The 17,601-nt window shown below is 68.1% G+C and carries 23 protein-coding genes; 20 read left to right on the top strand and 3 right to left on the bottom strand.

Annotated features, from left to right (window positions below):
• The first annotated feature begins 22 nt into the window (after positions 1 to 22).
• The 10 genes from CHB64_RS04220 (at position 23) to CHB64_RS04175 (ending at position 8,250) form a co-directional block, all read left to right on the top strand.
• Positions 23 to 538: a flagellar basal body-associated FliL family protein gene (locus CHB64_RS04220; RefSeq protein ID WP_089411302.1), complete on the top strand. Its 516-nt coding sequence runs from the start codon at positions 23 to 25 to the stop codon at positions 536 to 538.
• Positions 539 to 547: 9 nt separating this feature from the next.
• On the top strand, positions 548 to 1,096 hold the full coding sequence (locus CHB64_RS04215; protein WP_089411301.1) for a hypothetical protein: 549 nt from the start codon (positions 548 to 550) through the stop codon (positions 1,094 to 1,096).
• Positions 1,093 to 1,755 (top strand): MotE family protein, encoded by a 663-nt coding sequence (locus tag CHB64_RS04210; RefSeq protein ID WP_089411300.1) that lies wholly within the window; start codon positions 1,093 to 1,095, stop codon positions 1,753 to 1,755. The genes CHB64_RS04215 and CHB64_RS04210 overlap by 4 nt, the downstream gene beginning before the upstream one ends.
• An 82-nt stretch (positions 1,756 to 1,837) precedes the next feature.
• Positions 1,838 to 2,704 carry a flagellar motor stator protein MotA gene (gene motA, locus CHB64_RS04205; protein ID WP_089411299.1) on the top strand — a complete coding sequence of 289 codons (867 nt, stop codon included), beginning with the start codon at positions 1,838 to 1,840 and terminating at the stop codon, positions 2,702 to 2,704.
• Positions 2,704 to 4,911, top strand: a complete 2,208-nt coding sequence (locus CHB64_RS04200) for a hypothetical protein (protein WP_089411298.1) — start codon at positions 2,704 to 2,706, stop codon at positions 4,909 to 4,911. Before motA ends, CHB64_RS04200 begins: the two co-directional genes overlap by 1 nt.
• Positions 4,904 to 5,623 carry a flagellar hook-basal body complex protein gene (locus CHB64_RS04195; protein WP_089411297.1) on the top strand — a complete coding sequence of 240 codons (720 nt, stop codon included), beginning with the start codon at positions 4,904 to 4,906 and terminating at the stop codon, positions 5,621 to 5,623. Before CHB64_RS04200 ends, CHB64_RS04195 begins: the two co-directional genes overlap by 8 nt.
• A 31-nt stretch (positions 5,624 to 5,654) precedes the next feature.
• Positions 5,655 to 6,440: a flagellar basal-body rod protein FlgG gene (gene flgG, locus CHB64_RS04190; protein WP_089411296.1), complete on the top strand. Its 786-nt coding sequence runs from the start codon at positions 5,655 to 5,657 to the stop codon at positions 6,438 to 6,440.
• A gap of 5 nt (positions 6,441 to 6,445) precedes the next feature.
• Positions 6,446 to 6,892 carry a flagellar basal body P-ring formation chaperone FlgA gene (gene flgA / locus CHB64_RS04185; protein ID WP_143265935.1) on the top strand — a complete coding sequence of 149 codons (447 nt, stop codon included), beginning with the start codon at positions 6,446 to 6,448 and terminating at the stop codon, positions 6,890 to 6,892.
• Positions 6,889 to 7,644, top strand: a complete 756-nt coding sequence (gene flgH, locus CHB64_RS04180) for a flagellar basal body L-ring protein FlgH (RefSeq protein WP_089411294.1) — start codon at positions 6,889 to 6,891, stop codon at positions 7,642 to 7,644. The genes flgA and flgH overlap by 4 nt, the downstream gene beginning before the upstream one ends.
• 9 nt (positions 7,645 to 7,653) lie before the next feature.
• Complete coding sequence (locus CHB64_RS04175) at positions 7,654 to 8,250, top strand: hypothetical protein (protein WP_089411293.1); 597 nt, start codon at positions 7,654 to 7,656, stop codon at positions 8,248 to 8,250.
• Between the two features lie 446 nt (positions 8,251 to 8,696).
• Here CHB64_RS04175 and CHB64_RS04170 read toward each other — a convergent pair whose 3' ends face one another.
• Both CHB64_RS04170 and fliK read right to left on the bottom strand, forming a co-directional pair.
• On the bottom strand, positions 8,697 to 9,377 hold the full coding sequence (locus CHB64_RS04170) for a flagellar hook assembly protein FlgD (RefSeq protein ID WP_089411292.1): 681 nt from the start codon (positions 9,375 to 9,377) through the stop codon (positions 8,697 to 8,699).
• A gap of 15 nt (positions 9,378 to 9,392) precedes the next feature.
• Positions 9,393 to 10,829, bottom strand: a complete 1,437-nt coding sequence (gene fliK / locus CHB64_RS04165) for a flagellar hook-length control protein FliK (RefSeq protein WP_089411291.1) — start codon at positions 10,827 to 10,829, stop codon at positions 9,393 to 9,395.
• Positions 10,830 to 10,919: 90 nt separating this feature from the next.
• Here fliK and CHB64_RS15035 point away from each other — a divergent pair, with 90 nt between their 5' ends.
• The 6 genes from CHB64_RS15035 (at position 10,920) to CHB64_RS04135 (ending at position 14,782) form a co-directional block, all read left to right on the top strand.
• Entirely contained in the window at positions 10,920 to 11,237 is a 318-nt protein-coding gene (locus tag CHB64_RS15035) for a rod-binding protein (RefSeq protein ID WP_143265934.1), read from the top strand.
• Complete coding sequence (locus tag CHB64_RS04155; protein ID WP_089411290.1) at positions 11,224 to 11,610, top strand: hypothetical protein; 387 nt, start codon at positions 11,224 to 11,226, stop codon at positions 11,608 to 11,610. Before CHB64_RS15035 ends, CHB64_RS04155 begins: the two co-directional genes overlap by 14 nt.
• A 207-nt stretch (positions 11,611 to 11,817) precedes the next feature.
• On the top strand, positions 11,818 to 13,023 hold the full coding sequence (locus CHB64_RS04150) for a flagellin (protein WP_089411289.1): 1,206 nt from the start codon (positions 11,818 to 11,820) through the stop codon (positions 13,021 to 13,023).
• Between the two features lie 84 nt (positions 13,024 to 13,107).
• Positions 13,108 to 13,503, top strand: a complete 396-nt coding sequence (flaF, locus tag CHB64_RS04145) for a flagellar biosynthesis regulator FlaF (RefSeq protein WP_089411288.1) — start codon at positions 13,108 to 13,110, stop codon at positions 13,501 to 13,503.
• The gene (locus CHB64_RS04140; protein ID WP_089411287.1) at positions 13,503 to 13,940 is read left to right on the top strand and encodes a flagellar biosynthesis repressor FlbT; all 438 of its coding nucleotides are present in this window, start codon (positions 13,503 to 13,505) and stop codon (positions 13,938 to 13,940) included. The genes flaF and CHB64_RS04140 overlap by 1 nt, the downstream gene beginning before the upstream one ends.
• Positions 13,937 to 14,782, top strand: a complete 846-nt coding sequence (locus CHB64_RS04135) for a DUF1217 domain-containing protein (protein ID WP_089411286.1) — start codon at positions 13,937 to 13,939, stop codon at positions 14,780 to 14,782. The genes CHB64_RS04140 and CHB64_RS04135 overlap by 4 nt, the downstream gene beginning before the upstream one ends.
• A 4-nt stretch (positions 14,783 to 14,786) precedes the next feature.
• Here the strand turns inward: CHB64_RS04135 and CHB64_RS04130 are convergent, their stop codons facing one another.
• Positions 14,787 to 16,097: a FliI/YscN family ATPase gene (locus CHB64_RS04130; protein WP_089411471.1), complete on the bottom strand. Its 1,311-nt coding sequence runs from the start codon at positions 16,095 to 16,097 to the stop codon at positions 14,787 to 14,789.
• Between the two features lie 83 nt (positions 16,098 to 16,180).
• On the opposite strand from CHB64_RS04130, the gene CHB64_RS04125 reads away from it, so the two are divergent.
• The 4 genes from CHB64_RS04125 to CHB64_RS04110 are packed head-to-tail and all read left to right on the top strand — an operon-like array spanning position 16,181 to position 17,580.
• Positions 16,181 to 16,543 carry a FlgB family protein gene (locus CHB64_RS04125; protein WP_089411285.1) on the top strand — a complete coding sequence of 121 codons (363 nt, stop codon included), beginning with the start codon at positions 16,181 to 16,183 and terminating at the stop codon, positions 16,541 to 16,543.
• A gap of 12 nt (positions 16,544 to 16,555) precedes the next feature.
• On the top strand, positions 16,556 to 16,948 hold the full coding sequence (gene flgC, locus CHB64_RS04120) for a flagellar basal body rod protein FlgC (RefSeq protein WP_089411284.1): 393 nt from the start codon (positions 16,556 to 16,558) through the stop codon (positions 16,946 to 16,948).
• Between the two features lie 11 nt (positions 16,949 to 16,959).
• Positions 16,960 to 17,295 (top strand): flagellar hook-basal body complex protein FliE, encoded by a 336-nt coding sequence (locus CHB64_RS04115; RefSeq protein WP_089411283.1) that lies wholly within the window; start codon positions 16,960 to 16,962, stop codon positions 17,293 to 17,295.
• An 18-nt stretch (positions 17,296 to 17,313) separates the two neighbouring features.
• Positions 17,314 to 17,580, top strand: coding sequence for a flagellar biosynthetic protein FliQ (locus CHB64_RS04110; protein ID WP_089411282.1), 267 nt, complete (start codon positions 17,314 to 17,316; stop codon positions 17,578 to 17,580).
• The last annotated feature ends 21 nt before the right edge of the window (positions 17,581 to 17,601 follow it).

Here is a 17,601-nt window from a genome sequence, read left to right as displayed (position 1 = left end):
GTATGGAACACGGGGCCCCGGCATGAGCGAGGACGCCGAACAGCCGAACGAAGAGATCGAAGCTGTCGAGGACAAGCCGGCGAAGAAAGGCCTGCCGCTGAAGCCGATCCTCTTCAGCGTCGGCGGCGCGCTCATTCTCGGCGGCGCGGCGGCGGGCGCGAGCTATTTCATGGCGCCCATGCTGACGAAATGCCCCGCCCCGGCGCCGGCCAAGGCGGCGCACGCGCCTGAGCCCAAGGATCTCGTCTTCGTCGCCGTCGAGCCGATGGTGATCTCGCTCGGTCCCGAGGCGCGGTCGAAATATCTGAAGATATCGATCAGCATAGAGACCACGAAACCTCATGAAAAACGCCTTCAGGAGCTGACCCCGCGCATCCGCGACGTGCTGAACGCCTATCTGCGCTCCGTCGACGAAAGCGATCTCGAGCGCCCGGCCAATATGGCGCGCCTGCGCGCGCAGATGCTGCGCCGACTGCAGCTCGTCGCGCCGGCGGGAAGCGTCAACAACGTGCTGATTACGGATTTCGTCCTGACCTAGGAGGTCGCCATGGATCTGGTGCTCGATTTTCTGCTGCTTTCGGCCTCCGGCGCCGCCTGCCTTTACTGCTGGGTTCTCAACCGCCGGCTCAAGGGGCTGACCAGCGCGAAGGGCGGTCTTGGCGCGGGCGTCGCGCAGCTCTCTCAGTCTGCAGAGGAAATGAAGGCGGCGCTCGCCGCCACGAGAAGCGCCGCAGACGAGGCCGCCGCCCGGATCGAATCCCTGCTGGCCGACGCCGATCGCAAGGCGTCGGCCTTGGAAGAACTGCTCGACCGGCTCGAGAAGACGGGCGCCTCCGTGGCGGAAAAAGCCGAGGACGCCACGCAGAAATATGTCGACGTCATCGCGCCGTTTCTGGCCGAGGCGAACGCGGCCGCCGATCGGCTTTTCGCCGCCATCGAGCGCTCGCCCGCGGCGGAACCCGATACCCCGAAGAACGCCTCAACGATCCCGACCGAACCCGTTCAAAATAAAGAAGAAGACTACGTCGCTATCGACGCCGCGCCGACGAAGCGCGCTGCAAGGCCGCGCGAAGCGCGCAAGGAGGCGGCCGCATGAGACGACCGGGACCGCTTCTGATCCTCGCCGTGCTGTTCGCCGCGTCCTTTTCCGGGCGTGTCATCGATTTCGCCTACGCCGCCGCGCAGAAACAGGACGAGCCGAATCCCTCACCGGTCGCGGGAAAAAACGTTTCGTCCGCGGATGAGCCGCCTCATGCGCCTACGCCGATCGCCGTCGAAACGTCGCCGGAGCCGGCCGCCGCGTCTGGCGGACGGCCGCACGACGCCGCGCCGGGGGCGATCTCGAACGCCGAGCGCGACAGCCTGCTCGCCGCCATCCGCGAACGCGCGCGCGCGCTCGACCGCCGCGAGGCGGAAATCGCGCGCCGCGAGAGAGAGCTTGAAGCGCTCGAGCGCCGCGTCGCCGAAAGAACGGCCGAGCTCAAGGCCGTGAAGGAAGAGCTCGAACAGCGGCTTTCTTTCGCCGCGACCGCCGCCCAGGAGGACATCACGCGCCTGGCGCGCATGTATGAAGCGATGAAGCCGGCGAAGGCGGGCGAGATCTTCAACGCCATGGATCCGTCCTTCGCGGCCGGGTTCCTGACGGAGATGAACAGCGAAAGCGCAGCGCTCATTCTCGCCAATATGGACACGGACAAAGCCTACGCCACAAGCGTCATCATCGCGGGACGCAACGCCGCCGTAAATCGTCCGTAATCGTCTCGCGCATTAAGCCTTAATTTGCGAATTCCGTAAAATACTGCGGACATGGTTAATCCACGCGCAAGTCAAGGCTGAAATGGGCAGCATCATCGGCATCGCCGTCACCCTCGCCATGGTCTTCGGCGGGTACGTCATCGCGGGCGGCAAGTTCAGCATCATCATGCACGCCCTGCCCTACGAGCTGATGATCATCGGCGGGGCGGCGGTCGGAGCGTTTCTGGTCGGCAACGGCCTCGACGTCATCAAGCACACCGCCGCCGACGTGGCGAAAGTCTTCACCGGCCCGCGCTGGAGCCGCCAGGATTTTCGCGACCTCCTTTGCCTTCTCTTCACGCTGGTGCGCATCGCCAAGGAGAGCCCGGTCGAGATCGAGCGCCATATCGAAAATCCCGAGGAATCGCCGGTTTTTCAGCGCTATCCGAAAATCGCCAAGGACCCGGCGGCGATGGAGATCATCTGCGACACCATCCGCTCGATGATCATGAACTTCGACAACGCCCACCAGGTCGAAGAGCTGCTGGAGAAGCAGCTTGAAGCCCTGCATCATCACAATCTGCACGGCGCGCACGCGCTGCAGCGCATGGCCGACGGTCTGCCCGCGCTCGGCATCGTCGCCGCGGTGCTTGGCGTCATCAAGACGATGGCCTCGATCGACAAGCCGCCGGAGGTGCTCGGCCAGATGATCGGCGGCGCGCTGGTCGGCACGTTTCTCGGCGTCTTTCTCGCCTATGGGCTCGTCGGTCCGTTCGCGGACAAGGTGAAAGCGATCCGCGACGAGGAGCACGCATTTTACAACCTCATCCGCGAGGCGCTGGTCGCGAGCCTGCACAAGCACACGCCGCAAATCTGCGTCGAAGTCGCCCGCCGCAACGCGCCCTCGCGCGTGCGCCCGAGCTTCGCCGAGCTCGAAGAGGCGCTTCGCGAAACCCAGAAGGCCGCCTGATGACGCCTCGTCTGCGCATAGCCTTTTTCGCTCTCGCCGCCGCCATGGCGGGCGGCGCGGACGCGCGCGCGCAGGAGATCGCCGTCGCCGCCGGCGAGCATGAAGGGCGCTCGCGCGTCGTTCTGCCGGCCGCCGCCGGCGAAGCCGACGTCGCGCAGAACGGCCGCACGGTCTTCGTCCGTTTCGCCTCGCCGACCGTCCGGCTTGATCTCGCCGATCTCAACGACAAGCGCAAGGCCCATCGGGTCGGGCGCGCAGACTTCCGCGTAGGCGCCGCGGGGCCGGTTCTGGCTCTCGATCTTGTCTGCGACTGCCGCATCGAGACGCGCCGTCTCGCGAACGGCAAACTGATGATCGACATCGTCGACGGCGCGCACGCCCCGGCGCCGGACAAGACCGCCGCTTCGGCTTCGCATACGGAAGATCGCGCCGGCGCCGCGGCGTCCGATCCGGTCTCTGACATTTCCGTCGAGGAAGCGCGCAATCGCATGATCGAGCTTTTGCAGAAGGCGGCCGACAACGGCTATGTGCGCCCGCGCGAGGACGCCAAGGACCTTGCGCCGCCGCAGCCCGCGAGCGTCGCCGTCGCGCCGTCCGCGGCGCTCTCCACCGAGCCCCAGCCGCGCGACGCCGCGCGCCGCGCAAGCGCGCACGCCTGTCTGCACGACGCGGCCTTCGCCATCGACGGCGCGCCTTTCGCCAGCGAGCCGCTCGTCGCCCTCGCCGCATTGCAGTCCGCCCTCGCCGCGGCGGCGCCCGGCGAGGAGCGACCCGCCGCGCAGGCGCTCGCCAGAGGCTATCTCGCCGTCGGCTTCGGCGAGGAAGCGCTGCAGACGCTCGCGGAATATGGCGAGGGCGCATCCTTGCTCGCCGATCTCGCCCGCGTCGTCGCTGAGAACGACGTGGCGCGCGACTCGACCCTGCTCGGCGCGCGCGACTGCCGCGGCGCCCATGCGCTGTGGCAAGCCGCGGCGAGCCCGCCCGAAGACGTCGCGGCCGCCGCGGCGCGCGCCGGCGACGCGATTCTGGATCTGCCGGCGCGCCTGCGCGCGCTCATTGCGGCGCGCATCGCGCGCAAGCTTATCGAGGCCGAGGTCTGGAGCGAGGCCAAGCGCTATTATCGCATCGCGGTCGAAGCCTCGCCCGAGCCCACGCCCGAGCTTGAATATGCGGCGGCGCGGCTTCTCGAACATGACGGCGACGCGGGCGCCGCGGCCGAACGCCTGCGCGAACTCGCCGCCGGCGGCTCGGAGGCGTCGAAAGACGCCCTTCTCGCCCTCGCCCGGCGCTACGCCGAAGAAGGCCGCGCGCCGCATGAAGGATTTCGCGAGGACATCGGCGCGCTCGCCCAGACGGAAGAAGGCCTGCCGCGCGGGCGCGCCGCGGCGTTTCAGGAAGCCGCATTGTGGGCGGCTGAAGGCAATATCGAAGCGAGCCTGATGCTGCTGCGCAACGCCGCGAAGGCCGGCCCCGATGCGGCCGCGCCCGCCGCGCGCAAGGCCCGCGACCTTCTCGCCAAGGCCTTCGCCGGCGGCGACGAGCGCATGATCGCGCCGGCGCTCGCCGCGCTGCTGGAAAATTACGATTTCGTCGACCCGGCGCGCGCCGAGCCGGATTTTCGCCGCGCCGCGGCCGCGGCCGCGCTGCAGGCCGGCCTGCCGGACGTCGCCGCGCGGATCGTTCCGGCGAAAAGCGCCGACCGCGGCGAGGCGCTTGTGCGCGCCAGGGCGCTCATCGAGACAGGCGAGCCCGAAGCCGCGCTCGCGGAGGCCGCTCCCTATGCGGACGATCAGGACTTTGCGACGCTCGTCGTCGAGGCCAATCTGCAGGCCGGCCGGAATTTCGCCGCGCTCGCGGCCGCTTCCGTCCTCGCCGATCCCGCCATGAAAGCCGAACTCATGGCCGAAGCGGCCTGGCGCGCGGGCGACTGGGCGAGCGCGGCGAGCGCCTTCCGCAGAATCGAGCCCAACCGAATGCGAGTCGATGCGGCGCGCCGCTATGCGCTCGCCGCCTATATGGCGGGCGCCGAAGCGATGCCGCCGGCGGCCGAAGCCGTACTGCGCGATCAGGCTCCCGAAGCGCTCGAAAGCCTTCGGAGCCTGTTCGCGCCCGCTTCGTCGGGACCCATTCTCGAACGCGGCGAAGCGCTCGCCGACGGCGCGGCGGAGGAGATCGAACTCATAGAGGAGATGCTGGGCCATGGATAATTCAGGCTATGTCGCAATCTCCCGTCAGGCGGGACTCATGCGCCAGTTCAACGCGCTGGCCAACAACATCGCCAACGCCAGCACCGGCGGCTATCGCCGCGAGGACGTCGTCTTCGCCGAACATGTCAAGGCGCTCGACGCCGGCGATCCCAGCATTTCGATCGCAACGGCCAGCCGGCGCATCATCGACTTCACGCCGGGCGACATTCAGTCTACGGGCAATCCGTTCGACGTCGCCATCGAGGGAGACGGCTTCTTCCTGGTCGAAGGGGCGGACGGGCCGCGGCTCACCCGCGCCGGCGCGTTCTCTCTGAACGGCGAGGGCGAGCTCGTGACGGCGGACGGGCGGCGCGTGCTCGACGAGGGCGGCGCGCCGATCGTCATACCGCCGCAGGCGGACACGTTCTCGATCGCCGCCGACGGAACCATCGCCGCGGACGGCCAGCCCGTCGGCCGGCTCGGCGTGGCGATCGCCGATCCGGCGAGCCTCATTCGCGAAGGCGACAACGTGTTTCGCGCCGAGCAGGGCTACGAGCCCGCCCCCGACGCGCGCGTGCGCCAGTTCGCGCGCGAGGGCTCCAATGTGAGCGCGGTGACGGAAATCGCCCGCCTCATCGAGGTGCAGCGCGCCTATGAGGCGGGACAGCGCTTTCTCGAAGGCGAAGACGAACGGATCAGGCGCGTCGTGCGCGAAATAGGGCTCTCGCGATGACGAGACGGCCGATTGAGAGAGGGAGGCTCTGATGCGTGCGCTGAGCATTGCGGCGACCGGCATGGACGCCCAGCAGACGAGGGTCGAGGTCATTTCAAACAACCTCGCCAACATGAACACCACCGCCTATGCGCCGCGGCGGGCGGAGTTCGCCGATCTGCACTACCAGATCGTGCGCGCGGCCGGCGCGCCGTCCTCTTCGAACGGCGATCTCGCGCCGGAGGGCGTGCATGTCGGGCTCGGCGTGCGCACGGCGTCGATCACCGTCGACATGAGGCAGGGCGCGCTCAAGAGCACCGGCGGCGATCTTGACCTCGCCATCGAAGGCAAGGGCTTCTTCGAGATTCGCCTGCCTTCGGGCGAGGCCGCCTACACCCGCGACGGCGCGTTCAAGCGGACCGGGGAAGGTCTCGTCGTCAACAGCGAAGGCTTCCCGCTCGCCGGCGACATCACCATCCCCGAGGACGCCCGCAGCGTCGTCATCAACGCCGAGGGCGAGGTCTACGTCCATTTCGAGGACCAGCCCGAAGCGCAGCTCATCGCCACGATCAATCTCGTCTCCTTCGCCAACCCGAACGGCCTCGAGCCGATCGGCGGCAATCTGTATCGCGAGACGGCCGCGTCCGGCCCGCCGGTCGTCGGCGAGGCGGGCGAGGACGGCCTCGGCCGGCTGCGCCAGGGCTATCTCGAAGAGTCCGGCGTCGACGTCGTCGCCCAGATCGCCGAGCTGATCGAGGCTCAACGCGGCTACGAGCTCAACTCCAAGGTCATCGCCGCCGCCGATCAGATGCTCGGGGCCACAACGCAACTGAGGTGACGACCATGCGCAACGACCGTTTCTCCGCATCAAGATTTTCCGGCGTCATCGCCGCGGCGATCCTGTCGTCGGGCTACGCGCCCGCCGCCGCGGAAGAGCCCGTGGCGGCGCGCTACATCCGCGCCGGCGAGATCATCGCCGCCGCCGACATCGAAACGCCGCAGACCGTCGACGCCCTGCGCCGGGCTGCGAAGCTCGTGGGCCTCGAAGCGGCGCGCTCGATCTATAAGGGGCAGCCGCTCGCCGGCGACGCGCTGCGCACGCCGACGCTGGTCGAACGCAACGCCATCGTCGCGATGGAGTTCGTGAAAGGCCCGCTCGCCATCGCCGCCGAAGGCCGCGCGCTCGAACAGGGCGGCGAGGGACAGCGCATCCGCGTGATGAACCTCTCCTCGAAACGGGTCGTCACCGCCGTCGTCGTCGGCCCCAACGCCGTGAGGACCTTGCAATGACCCGGAAGCTTCTGCTGATCGCGACCGCCGCCGCCGCGTTCGCCGCGCAGGGATGCGCGAGCCGGCTCGACGATTTCGGCCGCGGGCCGGCGATGAGCGGGCCCGGCGCGCCGCGTCACCCGCTGCCGCCGGCCTCGCCGGAACGGCTTGCGCTCGCGCGCGCTACGCCGCCCGCGCCGGAGGAAGAAGGCGCGGCCGGCTCGCTGTGGCGCGACGGGCCGGCCTCGCTCTTCGGCGACCGTCGCGCGCGCGACCTCGGCGACATCGTGACGGTGGTCATCGAGCTCGACGAGCGCGCCGAGATGCGCAACCAGACCGATCGCTCGCGCGACGCGCGCGAAGGCCTTTCCGTGCCGAATTTCTTCGGCCTGGAGACTCTGGCCCAGCGGGTGCTGCCCGGCGGGGCGAGTCTCGACCCGTCCGTGGACATCTCCTCGGAGTCGGAAGCCAACGGCGACGGCCAGATCCGCCGACAGGAAAAGCTCACCCTTCAGGTCGCCGCCACAGTCGTCCGTGTACTTCCTAATGGGCACCTCGTCATCGCCGGCAATCAGGAAGTGCGAGTCAACAGCGAGCTGCGCGACCTGCAGGTGGCGGGCATCATCCGGCCTGAAGACATCTCCCGGCGCAACACCATCACCCATGAGAAGATCGCCGACGCGCGCATCCTTTACGGGGGGCGCGGTTCGATCACCGACGTTCAGGACCCGCGTTACGGCCAGCAGGTCCTCGACGCGCTGCTGCCGTTCTAGGCCGTCGCCATGTTGAAATATCTTCCCTACGCCCTGCAGCTTCTCGCCGTCGTCGGCGGCGCGGCGGGCGGGCTGTGGCTCAAGTCCGCGACGGCGCCGGCGGCCGAGCCGGCGCGCGCCCGGGACGAGGCGAAGGCCGCCGCGGCCAGTCATGGGCCTGTCGAGCATAAGAAAGCCGAAGCCGCGCCGAAAAAGGCGGACAAGAAAGCCGAAGGCAAGCGCGCCGGCGACAAGAAGGCGGGCGGCCATGGCGGCGGCCACGGCGAAGCAGACGCGGACGCCGCCTACGGCTTCATGAAGTTCAGCCGCCAGTTCGTGGTGCCCGTCATCGGCGACGGAGGCGTGCGCGCGCTGGTGCTGATGGACATCAACATCGAGGTGCCGCCGGCCGTCACCGAGTCCGTCTATTCGCAGGAGCCGAAACTGCGCGACGCGCTGCTCGCCTCGCTTTTGCAGCTGTCGAACAGCGGCGCGTTCGACGAGCATATTCTCGAACGCGCCAATATGGAGCTCGTGCGCAACGAGCTTCTGCGCGCCGCGCGCAGCGTGATCGGCGAGGACGCGCAGAACGTCCTGATTTTGAACGTCGCCCGGCAGGACGTCTGACGCGCCGGGCAGGCGCGCGCATTTCGCACGAAACGGAGAACCCAAGAGTCGCGCTGATTCAGCGCCCGCGCGGGCCCCAGCCCGATTTCGAACGAAACGCCTTTCGGCGTTTCGCACGATACCGCCCTGAATGGGTGCGCGCGCCGGCGCCTCCGGCAAGCGCGGAAGGAGAAACGGGAAAGCCGTCCGCGCGCGCCGGCGCTGGCCAGCCCGTTCCGCGCGTTTCTCTCTGCGCGTCTCTTCCCGCGCGTTCCGGGGCGAAAAGACAGATGCGTCCGCAGTCATGCGCCCAGTATGAGGCCGGACGGACAGGCGGGGATAACTATCCCCGTTTTTCGGCTAAGCTGTTGTTTTTCCTGAGGCTGAATTCCTCATAAAGGCGGATGAATTCGAGCCTCGGCGATCGGGAAGGAGCGATCGGCGACAGGCCGGGAACGCTTGGCGCCCTATTCCGCCGCGCCGTCGCGCACCGAGATCACCGCCGCCGGATCGACGATCGCGCCGCCGTCGAGCACCAGCCGCGGCGCGCCGTCGACGAGCCGCGCCTCCACCACCGGCGCGCTGAACAGAAGCGGCGCCGAGGCGATCGTTTTTTCGCCGTCCGAGTAATTCGCGACGAAGGCGTATTTGCCCGACGCCGCCGGCGGACCGGCGATCGTCTCGCCGTTCCAGACGAACTCCGTCGCGCCCGCGGGAACCGAACCGCGATAGACGGCGTTTCCGTTCGCATCGCGCACGACGATCTCGCTCGGCGCGCCATAAGCGCTGTCGGGAAAGGCGAGCGTCAGCGGCGCGCCCGTGAAGGCGACGCCCGTCGCCTCGACCGTCGCGGTCTTGCCGATCCACGGCGTGACGGTTTCGAGCCCGGCGCTCCTGAACGAACCGGCGAGCTCTTCGAGCAGGCGGTTCGTCTCGATCTGCTGTTCGACGCTCGAAAAGCTCGCGAGCTGTTCGACGAACTGCGTGGAGTCGAGCGGGCTGAGAGGGTCCTGATTGCGGAGCTGCGCCGTCAGGAGCTTCAGAAAGCTCTGGAAGTCGGAGGCGGCGGTCGCTGCGCTTTTCGCCGCGCGCGGCGCGGCGGTCTGTCCCGAAAGGCCGGCGGCGGTTGCGGTGTCGATGCCTGTCATGATCCGTTCCTCGCTCTAGACCAGCCTGTCGAGGCGGTTGTTCTCGCGCAGGGAGAGATAGGTCACCTGGCGCGGCGCAATCTTTTCGTCCTCGGCGGCGTCGAAGCCGGCGCCCTCCTGCGCGCCGGCGCCCGGCGCGCGCTCGTTTCGTTCGTGTGCGGCGAATTCAAGCTGCACGCCAGCGAAGCCTGCATCCTCCAGCCCGCGCAGGAGATCGTTCGCATGGCGGCGCAAAAGATCGAGCGTGTCGCCGCGATCGGACGAAACCGTCGCCAGCACCGAATCGTTCCGGTCGATGGCGAAGTGGATGCGCACCTTGCCGAGATCGGGCGGGTCGAGCTGCACGTCGATGCTGCTCGCGCCTTTCTCGGCCCGGATCGAGGCGATCACCTGCCGGGCCGCGTCGGCGCCGGCCTGGGCGCGGGCCGCTTCGGACCGCGCCGCGGTCTCGACCGGCGCCCCCTCGCCCGCCTGAAGATGGATGACGTCGCCGGCCGCGGCGAAGGGCGCGGGCGCGCTCTCGCGCGCGGCGAGCGCTTCAAGTCCGTGCGCGAATGGCTGACCCGCCTGCCGGTCGATCAGGGAAAGCCGGGCGCGTCCCTCGGCCAGGAGCCGCGCCGCATCGGCGCCTGCGCGCGGGCCCGGCGTCTCGACCGGGCGCGCCTCGCTCGGCGCGATTTCCGCCGAAGCGGCGAGCGGCGCGCCGGGCGCGGCGCGATCGCCCGGCGCGGGGGCGGCGGCGATCTGCGCCGGCGCGTCTTGCGGCGCCGAACCGGCCGCAAGGGGCGCGGGCGAAGCCACGGGCGCCGGAGAACTCTCTCCGGCGCGGGCCGCGTTCTCGACGGCGACGGCGGCGGGCGCGGCGGCACGCTCTCCGGCGCGAACAGGATCGACCGGCGCGGCGCGCGCGACGGTCTCTCTCGGCTCGCGGCGCGGATTCGCGGCGAGCGGACCTTCGATCGGCGCCGCGCCGTCTTCGCCGAACCCGGAGCGATCGGCGCCGCGGGTCGGCGAGGCTTCTTGCGGAGACTGGACCGGCGCGGACTCGCCTTCGCCGCCATCGATTGTAATCTGTACAGGAATCGCTTCTTGCGTCGCCGGGGCAATCGCTTCATCGGTTTGCGAATCGATCTCCGGCGCTTCGGGAGAGAACGCGCCGTCGTCGGAAGGCGCCTCGACAAGCGCCAGAGACCCGTCGGCGTTGACGATGACGTCGGCGCTTTCGGCGGCGATATCGCGCGCGGCCTGCGCGATGCGAAGCAGGCGCGGCGCGGGGGCGCCTCGGCCGTCGGCGTTCGCCGCCATCTCCGCGCGCGGCGGGGGCGCGCCGAGACCGAAGGCCTGCGCGAAAGGCCCGCCCTCGCCGCCGGCGGGAGCAGTTCCTTCAGGCGTTTCGCCTTCCCGCAGCGGCGGCTTAGGCGCGACGAGGCCGAGAGCGGCAAGCGCGTCCATGCGCACAATCCTTTCTTAAAATTTTCATGGGCATGGTTATCCGACAAAAAGGTTACCGAGCCTTTGAAGCCGCGCCCTGAAGAGGAGCGCATGACGATGAAAGAAGTTCTCGCCGCCGGCATCGTCCCTTCCGCCCCGCCCGCTCCGCATGCGGCCGATCCGGCTGCGCGCGAGGCGGCGCTGCGCGAAAGCGCCAGGGCGTTCGAGGCGGCGTTCCTGGCGCAGATGCTGACCCATAGCGGACTGGCCAAATCGCTGGGCGCCAATGGCGGGTTCGGCGGCGAAGCCTTCTCCGGCCTGCTCGTCGAGCAATACGCCGCGGAAATCGTCGAGCAGGGCGGCTTCGGCCTCGCCGAGAAAATCTACGAGCAATTGCGCGACAAGGACGCCGGCCATGCAGACCGATAGGACGCTCAAGGACGTCATCGAAGCGCTGCGCGGCGCGCTCGCGGAGGAAAAGCGGATCATCCTCGAAGGCCGCTACGACGCGCTCGGCCCGGTCGCGGCGCGCAAGGAATCGCTCGCCGAAGAGCTCGACCGGATGCTGCTCGAGCCGCGCATCGCCGCGCAGGCGCCGGCATGGCGCAAGCAGATCGCCGCGCTCGCCGCACTGGCGAAGGAAAACGAAGCGGTCATCGACGCCGCGAAAGCCGGCGTCGCCGGAGCGCGCCGGCGGATCAATGAAATCCTCAGCCGCCAGCGCAATGTGGGCGTCTACGGAGAAACCGGCGAGAAGCTGCTCGCGCCCGGCGCCGGCGTTACCCGTCAGAAACTCGCCTGAGCGCTCTTGCGCCGCTCGCATCAAATTAACCGAAATTTATATTCGCGCGGATAAGCATCATCCCAGCTTCAGGATCGAAGACCGTGGAATCGTCAGAACGCGTTCCACCCGGTCAGAAGGACCCTCAGATCCGGCGTGACGGGCGAAGCCCGGCCGGCGCGTAATCACGGCGTGAAAAAACGCGCCAAAGGGAACAGGACGAAGCACATGGTTAGCATTCTCAACAACGAAAGCGCGACCGTCGCCCTCGCGACCCTGCGCAGCATCAACCGCAATCTCGCGCAGGTGCAGCAGGAGATCTCGACCGGCAAGTCGGTCGCCAACGCCAAGGACAACGCGGCCATCTACGCCGTCTCGACGGTCATCCAGTCCGACGCCGACAGCTTCGAGGCGATCTCGAGCTCGCTCAATCTCGGCCTGTCGACGGTCGGCGTCGCCCGCGCCGCGGCGGAGAACGTCACCAGCCTTCTGCAGGACATCAAGAACCTGGTCGTCGCCGCGCAGGAAGAGAACATCGACCGGTCCAAGATCCAGACCGACATCGCGCAGCTTCGCGATCAGATCACCTCGATCGTGAACGCCGCGCAGTTCAGCGGCCTCAACCTGCTGAGGGGCGGCGGCTCGGTCGACATTCTCTCCTCGCTCGACCGCGCCGCAGACGGCACGGTGACGGCGTCGAACATCACGATCGCGCGCAACAATCTCGAGGTCGCCCAGCAGACCTTCGGCGCCGGCGCTGGGAACGTGACGACCACAGTCACGGGCTTGGCTGTGGGTACCCAGATCGACGATGGTGAGACGGCCACGATTACATATACGGCGACGGAAATTTCGGAAGGCGAGAGCTTCCGCATCACGCTGGGCGGTACTGACTACGACTATGTCGCTCGTAACGGCGACACGCTGAACGACGTTGTACGGGAACTTAAAGAACGCATCGATGCGGCTGGCATCGCCAACGTGACCGTCACCGCCTCGAACGTTTCTGATCCCACTTCGACCGACTCGGTTCTTACAATTAACTATGCTCCGGGCGACGCCAGCAATTTGACCTTTGCCCAAGCGAACAATAGCGGCGGCACGGCTGGCGGCGATCTGGGAACGCTTCTGACCTTCGACGTGACCACGTCGGCGGGCGCCGAGCAGGCCCTGACCGACATCGAAGCGCTCATTCAGACCGGCATCGATGCGGCGGCGGCCTTCGGTTCGGCCCAGAAGCGCATCGAAATCCAGGAGGAGTTCGTCACCGCTCTGGTCGACAACCTCAAGTCGGGCATCAGCGCGCTCACCGACGCCGACATCGAGGAAGCGTCGGCGCGCCTGCAGTCCCTTCAGGTTCAGCAGCAGCTCGGCATTCAGGCGCTGGCGATCGCCAACCAGACGCCGCAGACGATCCTGTCGCTGTTCCGTTAATGACGGCGCGGGCTGGAGGGGCGCGGCTCCTCCAGCCCGTTTTCCTTGGTCGGGGGAGCTCGGGCGAATGAAAGACGCAGGATTATGAACGAATACGCGCTCGCGCAGAACGCATACGTCCAGGCGACCCGCTCCATCGGCGCGCCGCGGGAGGTCGAGTACAAGGTCTTTGCACGGATCACGCGCGCCCTTTCGGAAACGGCCGACATCAAGCCGGCCGACGGCGCCGACTTTCCCCGCCTCGTCGGGGCGCTTCATGAAAACCTCGCTTTATGGACGGCGCTGGCGAGCGACGTCTCCCGCGAAGGCAACGGTCTTCCGGCGGAGCTGCGCTCCAAGATCTTCTACCTTTTCGAATTCACCCGCGAGCACACGCGCAAGGTCATGCGCGGCGACGCCGACGCGCAGATCCTGATCGACATCAACACCTCGATCATGCGCGGCCTCAAGGGCCAGACGAATGTCGCGGAGATCGCGTGATGAACGGCGGCGGCCTCGTTCTGCGACTGCGCCCGCACGAGAAGTTTCTCGTGAACGGCGTCGTGATCGAGAACGGCGACCGCCGGGCGCGGCTGCGCGTGTGCACGCAGGACGCGCACATTCTTCGCCTGCGCGACGCGCTGCATCCGGAGGAAGCGACGACGCCGGCCAAGCGGCTCTATTACGCCGCCCAGCTCGCCGTCGCCGGCGAAGCCGACGCCGAACAGGCCAAGACCGAGCTCGTCCGCGGGATCGAAGCGCTGCAGCAAGCCTTCGGCGAACACATCTGCCGCGAGGATCTCGACGCGGCGCTCGCCCATGCGCGGGAGGGGAAATTCTATCACGTCATGCGCCGCCTGGCCCGCGTGATGCCGCATGAGAACGCGCTTCTGTCGCTCGCCGCGCCGGCCAAGGCGCCGCTCGAAAAGGCGGGATGATGACGTTCCTTCCGGTCGTCGGAATCGGCGGCTACGCCGGCTTTCGCGTCCTTGAGAAGACGGCGCCGCGCCAGCAGTCCGCGCTCGAACGCACGCCCCAGATCCAGCGCAACATCGAATATTTCCGCGAGAATATCGGCAAGGCGCTCACCGCCGAGGCGCTGGTGCAGGACCGGCGGCTGCTGACCGTCGCGCTCGGCGCCTTCGGCCTCGGCGAGGAGATCGACAAGCGGGCCTTCATCCGGAAAGTCCTCGAAAGCAGCACGGAGGATTCCCGCTCGCTGGTCAACCGTCTCTCCGACAACCGCTATCGCTCGCTGGCGAAGGCTTTCGCCTATGGCGACGGGGTCGGCGCGGTGCAGGTGCAGCTGCCGACCTTCGTCGAGGACGTCATCGCCCGCTACAAGACGCAGGAGTTCGAGCGCGCGGTCGGCGAGGCCGATCCGGATTTCCGGCTCGCGCTGACCTTCAAGCGCGAGATCGCCGAGATCGCAGCCGGGGGCAAGAACGATCGCGTCATGTGGCTGCAGGCGCTCGGCCGGCTGCCCGTGCGGCGCTTTCTGGAGACGGCCCTCGCCATGCCGAAAGGCGTCTCGCAGATCGATCTCGACAAGCAGGTCGAGCTCTTCCAGAACCGCGCGCGCCAGCTCTTTGGAGAAAAATCCGTCGCCGCCCTGGCCGAGCCGGAGACCCTGGAGAAGGTCATCCAGCGCTTCTTCCTGTTTCGCCAGATCGAGGCCGGCCCGTCGCTGACGACGCCGGCCGGCGTGGCGCTGACGCTGCTGCAGAACAACGGCCTTGGCGGCGTCGGCGGGGCGAACCTGCTTCTGTCGCAGGCCTGATCCGTCAGTCTGCGGATCGGCTCGCCGACAGGATCGAGGAAAGCCGCGCGAAAGCCTCTTCGCAGCCTCCCGACTTGCCGGCGACGAAGGCGTCGAGCGCCGGCCAGACGTCGATGGCTCGGTCGATCACCGGATCGCCGCCTTTCGCATAGAGCCCCGTCTGGATCATCGCCGCGGCTTCCTCATAGGCGGCGATGAGCGCACGACCTTCCGCCAGCAGACGGTTCTCCTCCTCGCTCGCGGCCCTGGGCAACGAGCGCGACACGCTGCGGCGGATGTCGATGGCGGGAAAACGCCCGCGCTCGGCGATGGCGCGCTCAAGCACAACATGCCCGTCGAGAATGCCGCGCATCATGTCGGCGATGGGTTCGTCCATGTCGGAGCCGGCGACGAGCACGCTGAAGATCGCGGTGATGTCGCCCGCCGTCCCCGCGCCGGGTCCGGCGCGCTCGGCGAGCGCGGCGACCGTGCGGAAGGTCGAAGGCGGATAGGCGCGCAGGGACGGCGTCTCCCCCGCCGTGAGGCCGATCTCCCGGTACGCCTCGGCGAAGCGCGTCACCGAATCGAAGACGAAGAGCACATGCCTGCCCTGGTCGCGGAAATATTCCGCCGCCGTCATGGCGAGCAGCGCCGCGCGGCGCTTCACCGGCGCCGGATCGTCGCAGGTCGACACGATGACGACGGCGCGCTTGCGCCCTTCGGGCCCCAGCGTCTCCTCGACGAACTCGCGCACTTCGCGCGAGCGCTCGCCGATGAGCGCGAGCACGGCGACGTCTGCTTCGACCCCGCGGGCGAGGTCGGCGAGCAGAGTCGACTTGCCGACGCCCGAGCCCGCGAACAGGCCGATGCGCTGGCCCCGGCAGAGCGGCAGAAACGTATCGAAAGCCGCAAGACCCGTATTGAGCCGCGGCCCGAGGCTGCGCCGCGCGCTCACCGGCAGGGCGGGCGGGGCGAGCGGGCGCGGCGAAGCTCCCCGCGGCGCCGGCGTTCCGTCGAAGGCGCGCCCGAACGCGTCGAGCACGCGCCCGAGCCAGGCCTCGCACGGCCACGCTCCTTCGTCCGGCCGGATGTAGGCGCGCGCGCCCGCCGCTATTCCGTGCACGGGCATGCTCGGCATGACCACGACGCTTTGCCCGTCGATCGCGATCACCTCGCCGGCGAGGACGCCGCCGATTTCGACGGCGTCGCCGACGCGCGCGCGCCCCTCGAGCCCGGCCACGCGCAGCGCGCCGCCGTCGACGGCCGCCACCCGGCCCCAGATTTTCGCCGGCGTGATCGCCGCCGCCGCGCCGCGCGCCGTTTCTTCGAGAAGCATCGCCGGTTTCATCATGGTTAAGCCAATATTCAGCATTCGCTCATAATTTTCATAAAATGTAATCCTTAACAGGATGTCGCGATATGCTCGACGATCTGAAAATTCTCAATGTCGCGTCGGCGATGGCGCGTCACGCCGCCCAGCGTCACGGGCTCATCGCCGAGAACATCGCCAACGCCGACACGGCCGGCTACCGCGCGAAGGATCTCGAAGCCTTCGGCGAAGCCTACGCCCGCCGGGCGCGGCTTGACGGCGCCGCCGACCGGATCGACTGGCGCGTCGTCAAGATCAGCGCGCCGGGCCTCGAATCGCCGAACGGAAACAACGTATCGCTCGAAGACCAGATGCTGCGCGCGGCCGAAGCGAAGGGCGCCCATGACGCGGCGACGGCCATCTACAAGAAGACCGTCGACATTCTGCGCGCGAGCCTGCGCCGACAGGTTTGAGGAGGCTGAACGATGAACCCTCTCTTCGAATCGATGAGCGCGGCGGCGAGCGGCCTTCACGCGCAAGGCTTCCGCATCCGCATCGTCAGCGAGAACATCGCCAACGCCGACACGCCCGGCTATCACCGCAAAACGCTCGCCTTCGACAACGTGTTCGACGCGAAAGCCGGGGCCGAACGCGTGACGGTCGATCGCATCGAGCTCGACGGCTCTCCCCTGGAAGAGAAATACGACCCTGCTCATCCGCTTGCGGATGAAAACGGCTATGTCGCGCTCTCCAACGTCAATCTGATGGTCGAGATGGCCGACGCGCGCGAGGCGAGCCGCTCCTATGAGGCCAATCTCGCCGCCTTCCGGCAGGCCCGCGAGATGTATTCGAGCCTTCTCGATCTGCTGAAACGCTGAGGTTGCAAGCCATGGACGTCAACGCCTTCAACGCAGCAAGAACCTACGGCGCGGCCAGGGAGCTTCTGGGCGGCGCGCAGAACAAGGCCGGCGCCGGCCTGAAAGCGGGCGCGCAGGCCGGCTCGACGGCGGGCGACGGCGGCTTCAAGCCGGCCGAGCTCGTCAAGGATTTCGCCGAGACCGTGGCGAAAAGCGAAGCCGTCGCCGCCGATTTCATGGCGGGCAAGGCCGACCCCCACTCCGTGGTCGAAGCGCTCGCCGCCGCCGAGCTCGCCGTCGAGACGGCGGTCACGCTGCGCAACCAGGTCATCGAAGCCTATCAGGAACTCATGCGGATGCCGGTCTGACGGCGGGAGGGCCATCTTATGAATGAAGCGCAAATCCTCGATGCGTTGCGCGCGTCGCTGTGGGCCGGGGTGTGGATCGCCTCGCCGCTTCTGCTCACCGCGCTCGTCGTCGGCGTCATCGTCGGCCTTCTTCAGGCGCTGACCTCCGTGCAGGAGCTCACCCTCACCTTCGTGCCCAAGCTGATCGCCATGCTGATCGCTTTCCTGTTGTGTTCGAGCTTCGCCGCGCGGCTTCTGCTCGCCCTCTTCGACAACCGGATCCTGCCCCTCATCGCCGGCGCGTAACGCTCAATCCCGACCCTTCGC

Origin of the sequence: Amphiplicatus metriothermophilus, assembly GCF_900199215.1 — a bacterium.
Lineage (GTDB): Bacteria > Pseudomonadota > Alphaproteobacteria > Caulobacterales > Parvularculaceae > Amphiplicatus > Amphiplicatus metriothermophilus.
This window is presented reverse-complemented; position numbering and strand designations above follow the sequence as displayed.

Excerpts from the sequence above, each read along its gene's own strand:
- CHB64_RS04115 (WP_089411283.1), top strand. The coding sequence starts at position 16,960 with ATGGACGTCAACGCCTTCAACGCAGCAAGAACCTACGGCGCGGCCAGG.
- CHB64_RS04140 (WP_089411287.1), top strand. The coding sequence starts at position 13,503 with ATGAACGGCGGCGGCCTCGTTCTGCGACTGCGCCCGCACGAGAAGTTT.
- CHB64_RS04195 (WP_089411297.1), top strand. The coding sequence starts at position 4,904 with ATGGATAATTCAGGCTATGTCGCAATCTCCCGTCAGGCGGGACTCATG.
- CHB64_RS04130 (WP_089411471.1), bottom strand. The coding sequence starts at position 16,097 with ATGCTTCTCGAAGAAACGGCGCGCGGCGCGGCGGCGGCGATCACGCCG.
- CHB64_RS04220 (WP_089411302.1), top strand. The coding sequence starts at position 23 with ATGAGCGAGGACGCCGAACAGCCGAACGAAGAGATCGAAGCTGTCGAG.
- fliK (WP_089411291.1), bottom strand. The coding sequence starts at position 10,829 with ATGGACGCGCTTGCCGCTCTCGGCCTCGTCGCGCCTAAGCCGCCGCTG.
- CHB64_RS04135 (WP_089411286.1), top strand. The coding sequence starts at position 13,937 with ATGATGACGTTCCTTCCGGTCGTCGGAATCGGCGGCTACGCCGGCTTT.
- flgG (WP_089411296.1), top strand. The coding sequence starts at position 5,655 with ATGCGTGCGCTGAGCATTGCGGCGACCGGCATGGACGCCCAGCAGACG.
- CHB64_RS04110 (WP_089411282.1), top strand. The coding sequence starts at position 17,314 with ATGAATGAAGCGCAAATCCTCGATGCGTTGCGCGCGTCGCTGTGGGCC.
- CHB64_RS04155 (WP_089411290.1), top strand. The coding sequence starts at position 11,224 with ATGCAGACCGATAGGACGCTCAAGGACGTCATCGAAGCGCTGCGCGGC.
- CHB64_RS04210 (WP_089411300.1), top strand. The coding sequence starts at position 1,093 with ATGAGACGACCGGGACCGCTTCTGATCCTCGCCGTGCTGTTCGCCGCG.
- flgC (WP_089411284.1), top strand. The coding sequence starts at position 16,556 with ATGAACCCTCTCTTCGAATCGATGAGCGCGGCGGCGAGCGGCCTTCAC.
- CHB64_RS15035 (WP_143265934.1), top strand. The coding sequence starts at position 10,920 with ATGACGATGAAAGAAGTTCTCGCCGCCGGCATCGTCCCTTCCGCCCCG.
- CHB64_RS04125 (WP_089411285.1), top strand. The coding sequence starts at position 16,181 with ATGCTCGACGATCTGAAAATTCTCAATGTCGCGTCGGCGATGGCGCGT.
- flaF (WP_089411288.1), top strand. The coding sequence starts at position 13,108 with ATGAACGAATACGCGCTCGCGCAGAACGCATACGTCCAGGCGACCCGC.
- flgA (WP_143265935.1), top strand. The coding sequence starts at position 6,446 with ATGCGCAACGACCGTTTCTCCGCATCAAGATTTTCCGGCGTCATCGCC.
- CHB64_RS04150 (WP_089411289.1), top strand. The coding sequence starts at position 11,818 with ATGGTTAGCATTCTCAACAACGAAAGCGCGACCGTCGCCCTCGCGACC.
- CHB64_RS04175 (WP_089411293.1), top strand. The coding sequence starts at position 7,654 with ATGTTGAAATATCTTCCCTACGCCCTGCAGCTTCTCGCCGTCGTCGGC.
- CHB64_RS04215 (WP_089411301.1), top strand. The coding sequence starts at position 548 with ATGGATCTGGTGCTCGATTTTCTGCTGCTTTCGGCCTCCGGCGCCGCC.
- CHB64_RS04200 (WP_089411298.1), top strand. The coding sequence starts at position 2,704 with ATGACGCCTCGTCTGCGCATAGCCTTTTTCGCTCTCGCCGCCGCCATG.
- CHB64_RS04170 (WP_089411292.1), bottom strand. The coding sequence starts at position 9,377 with ATGACAGGCATCGACACCGCAACCGCCGCCGGCCTTTCGGGACAGACC.
- flgH (WP_089411294.1), top strand. The coding sequence starts at position 6,889 with ATGACCCGGAAGCTTCTGCTGATCGCGACCGCCGCCGCCGCGTTCGCC.
- motA (WP_089411299.1), top strand. The coding sequence starts at position 1,838 with ATGGGCAGCATCATCGGCATCGCCGTCACCCTCGCCATGGTCTTCGGC.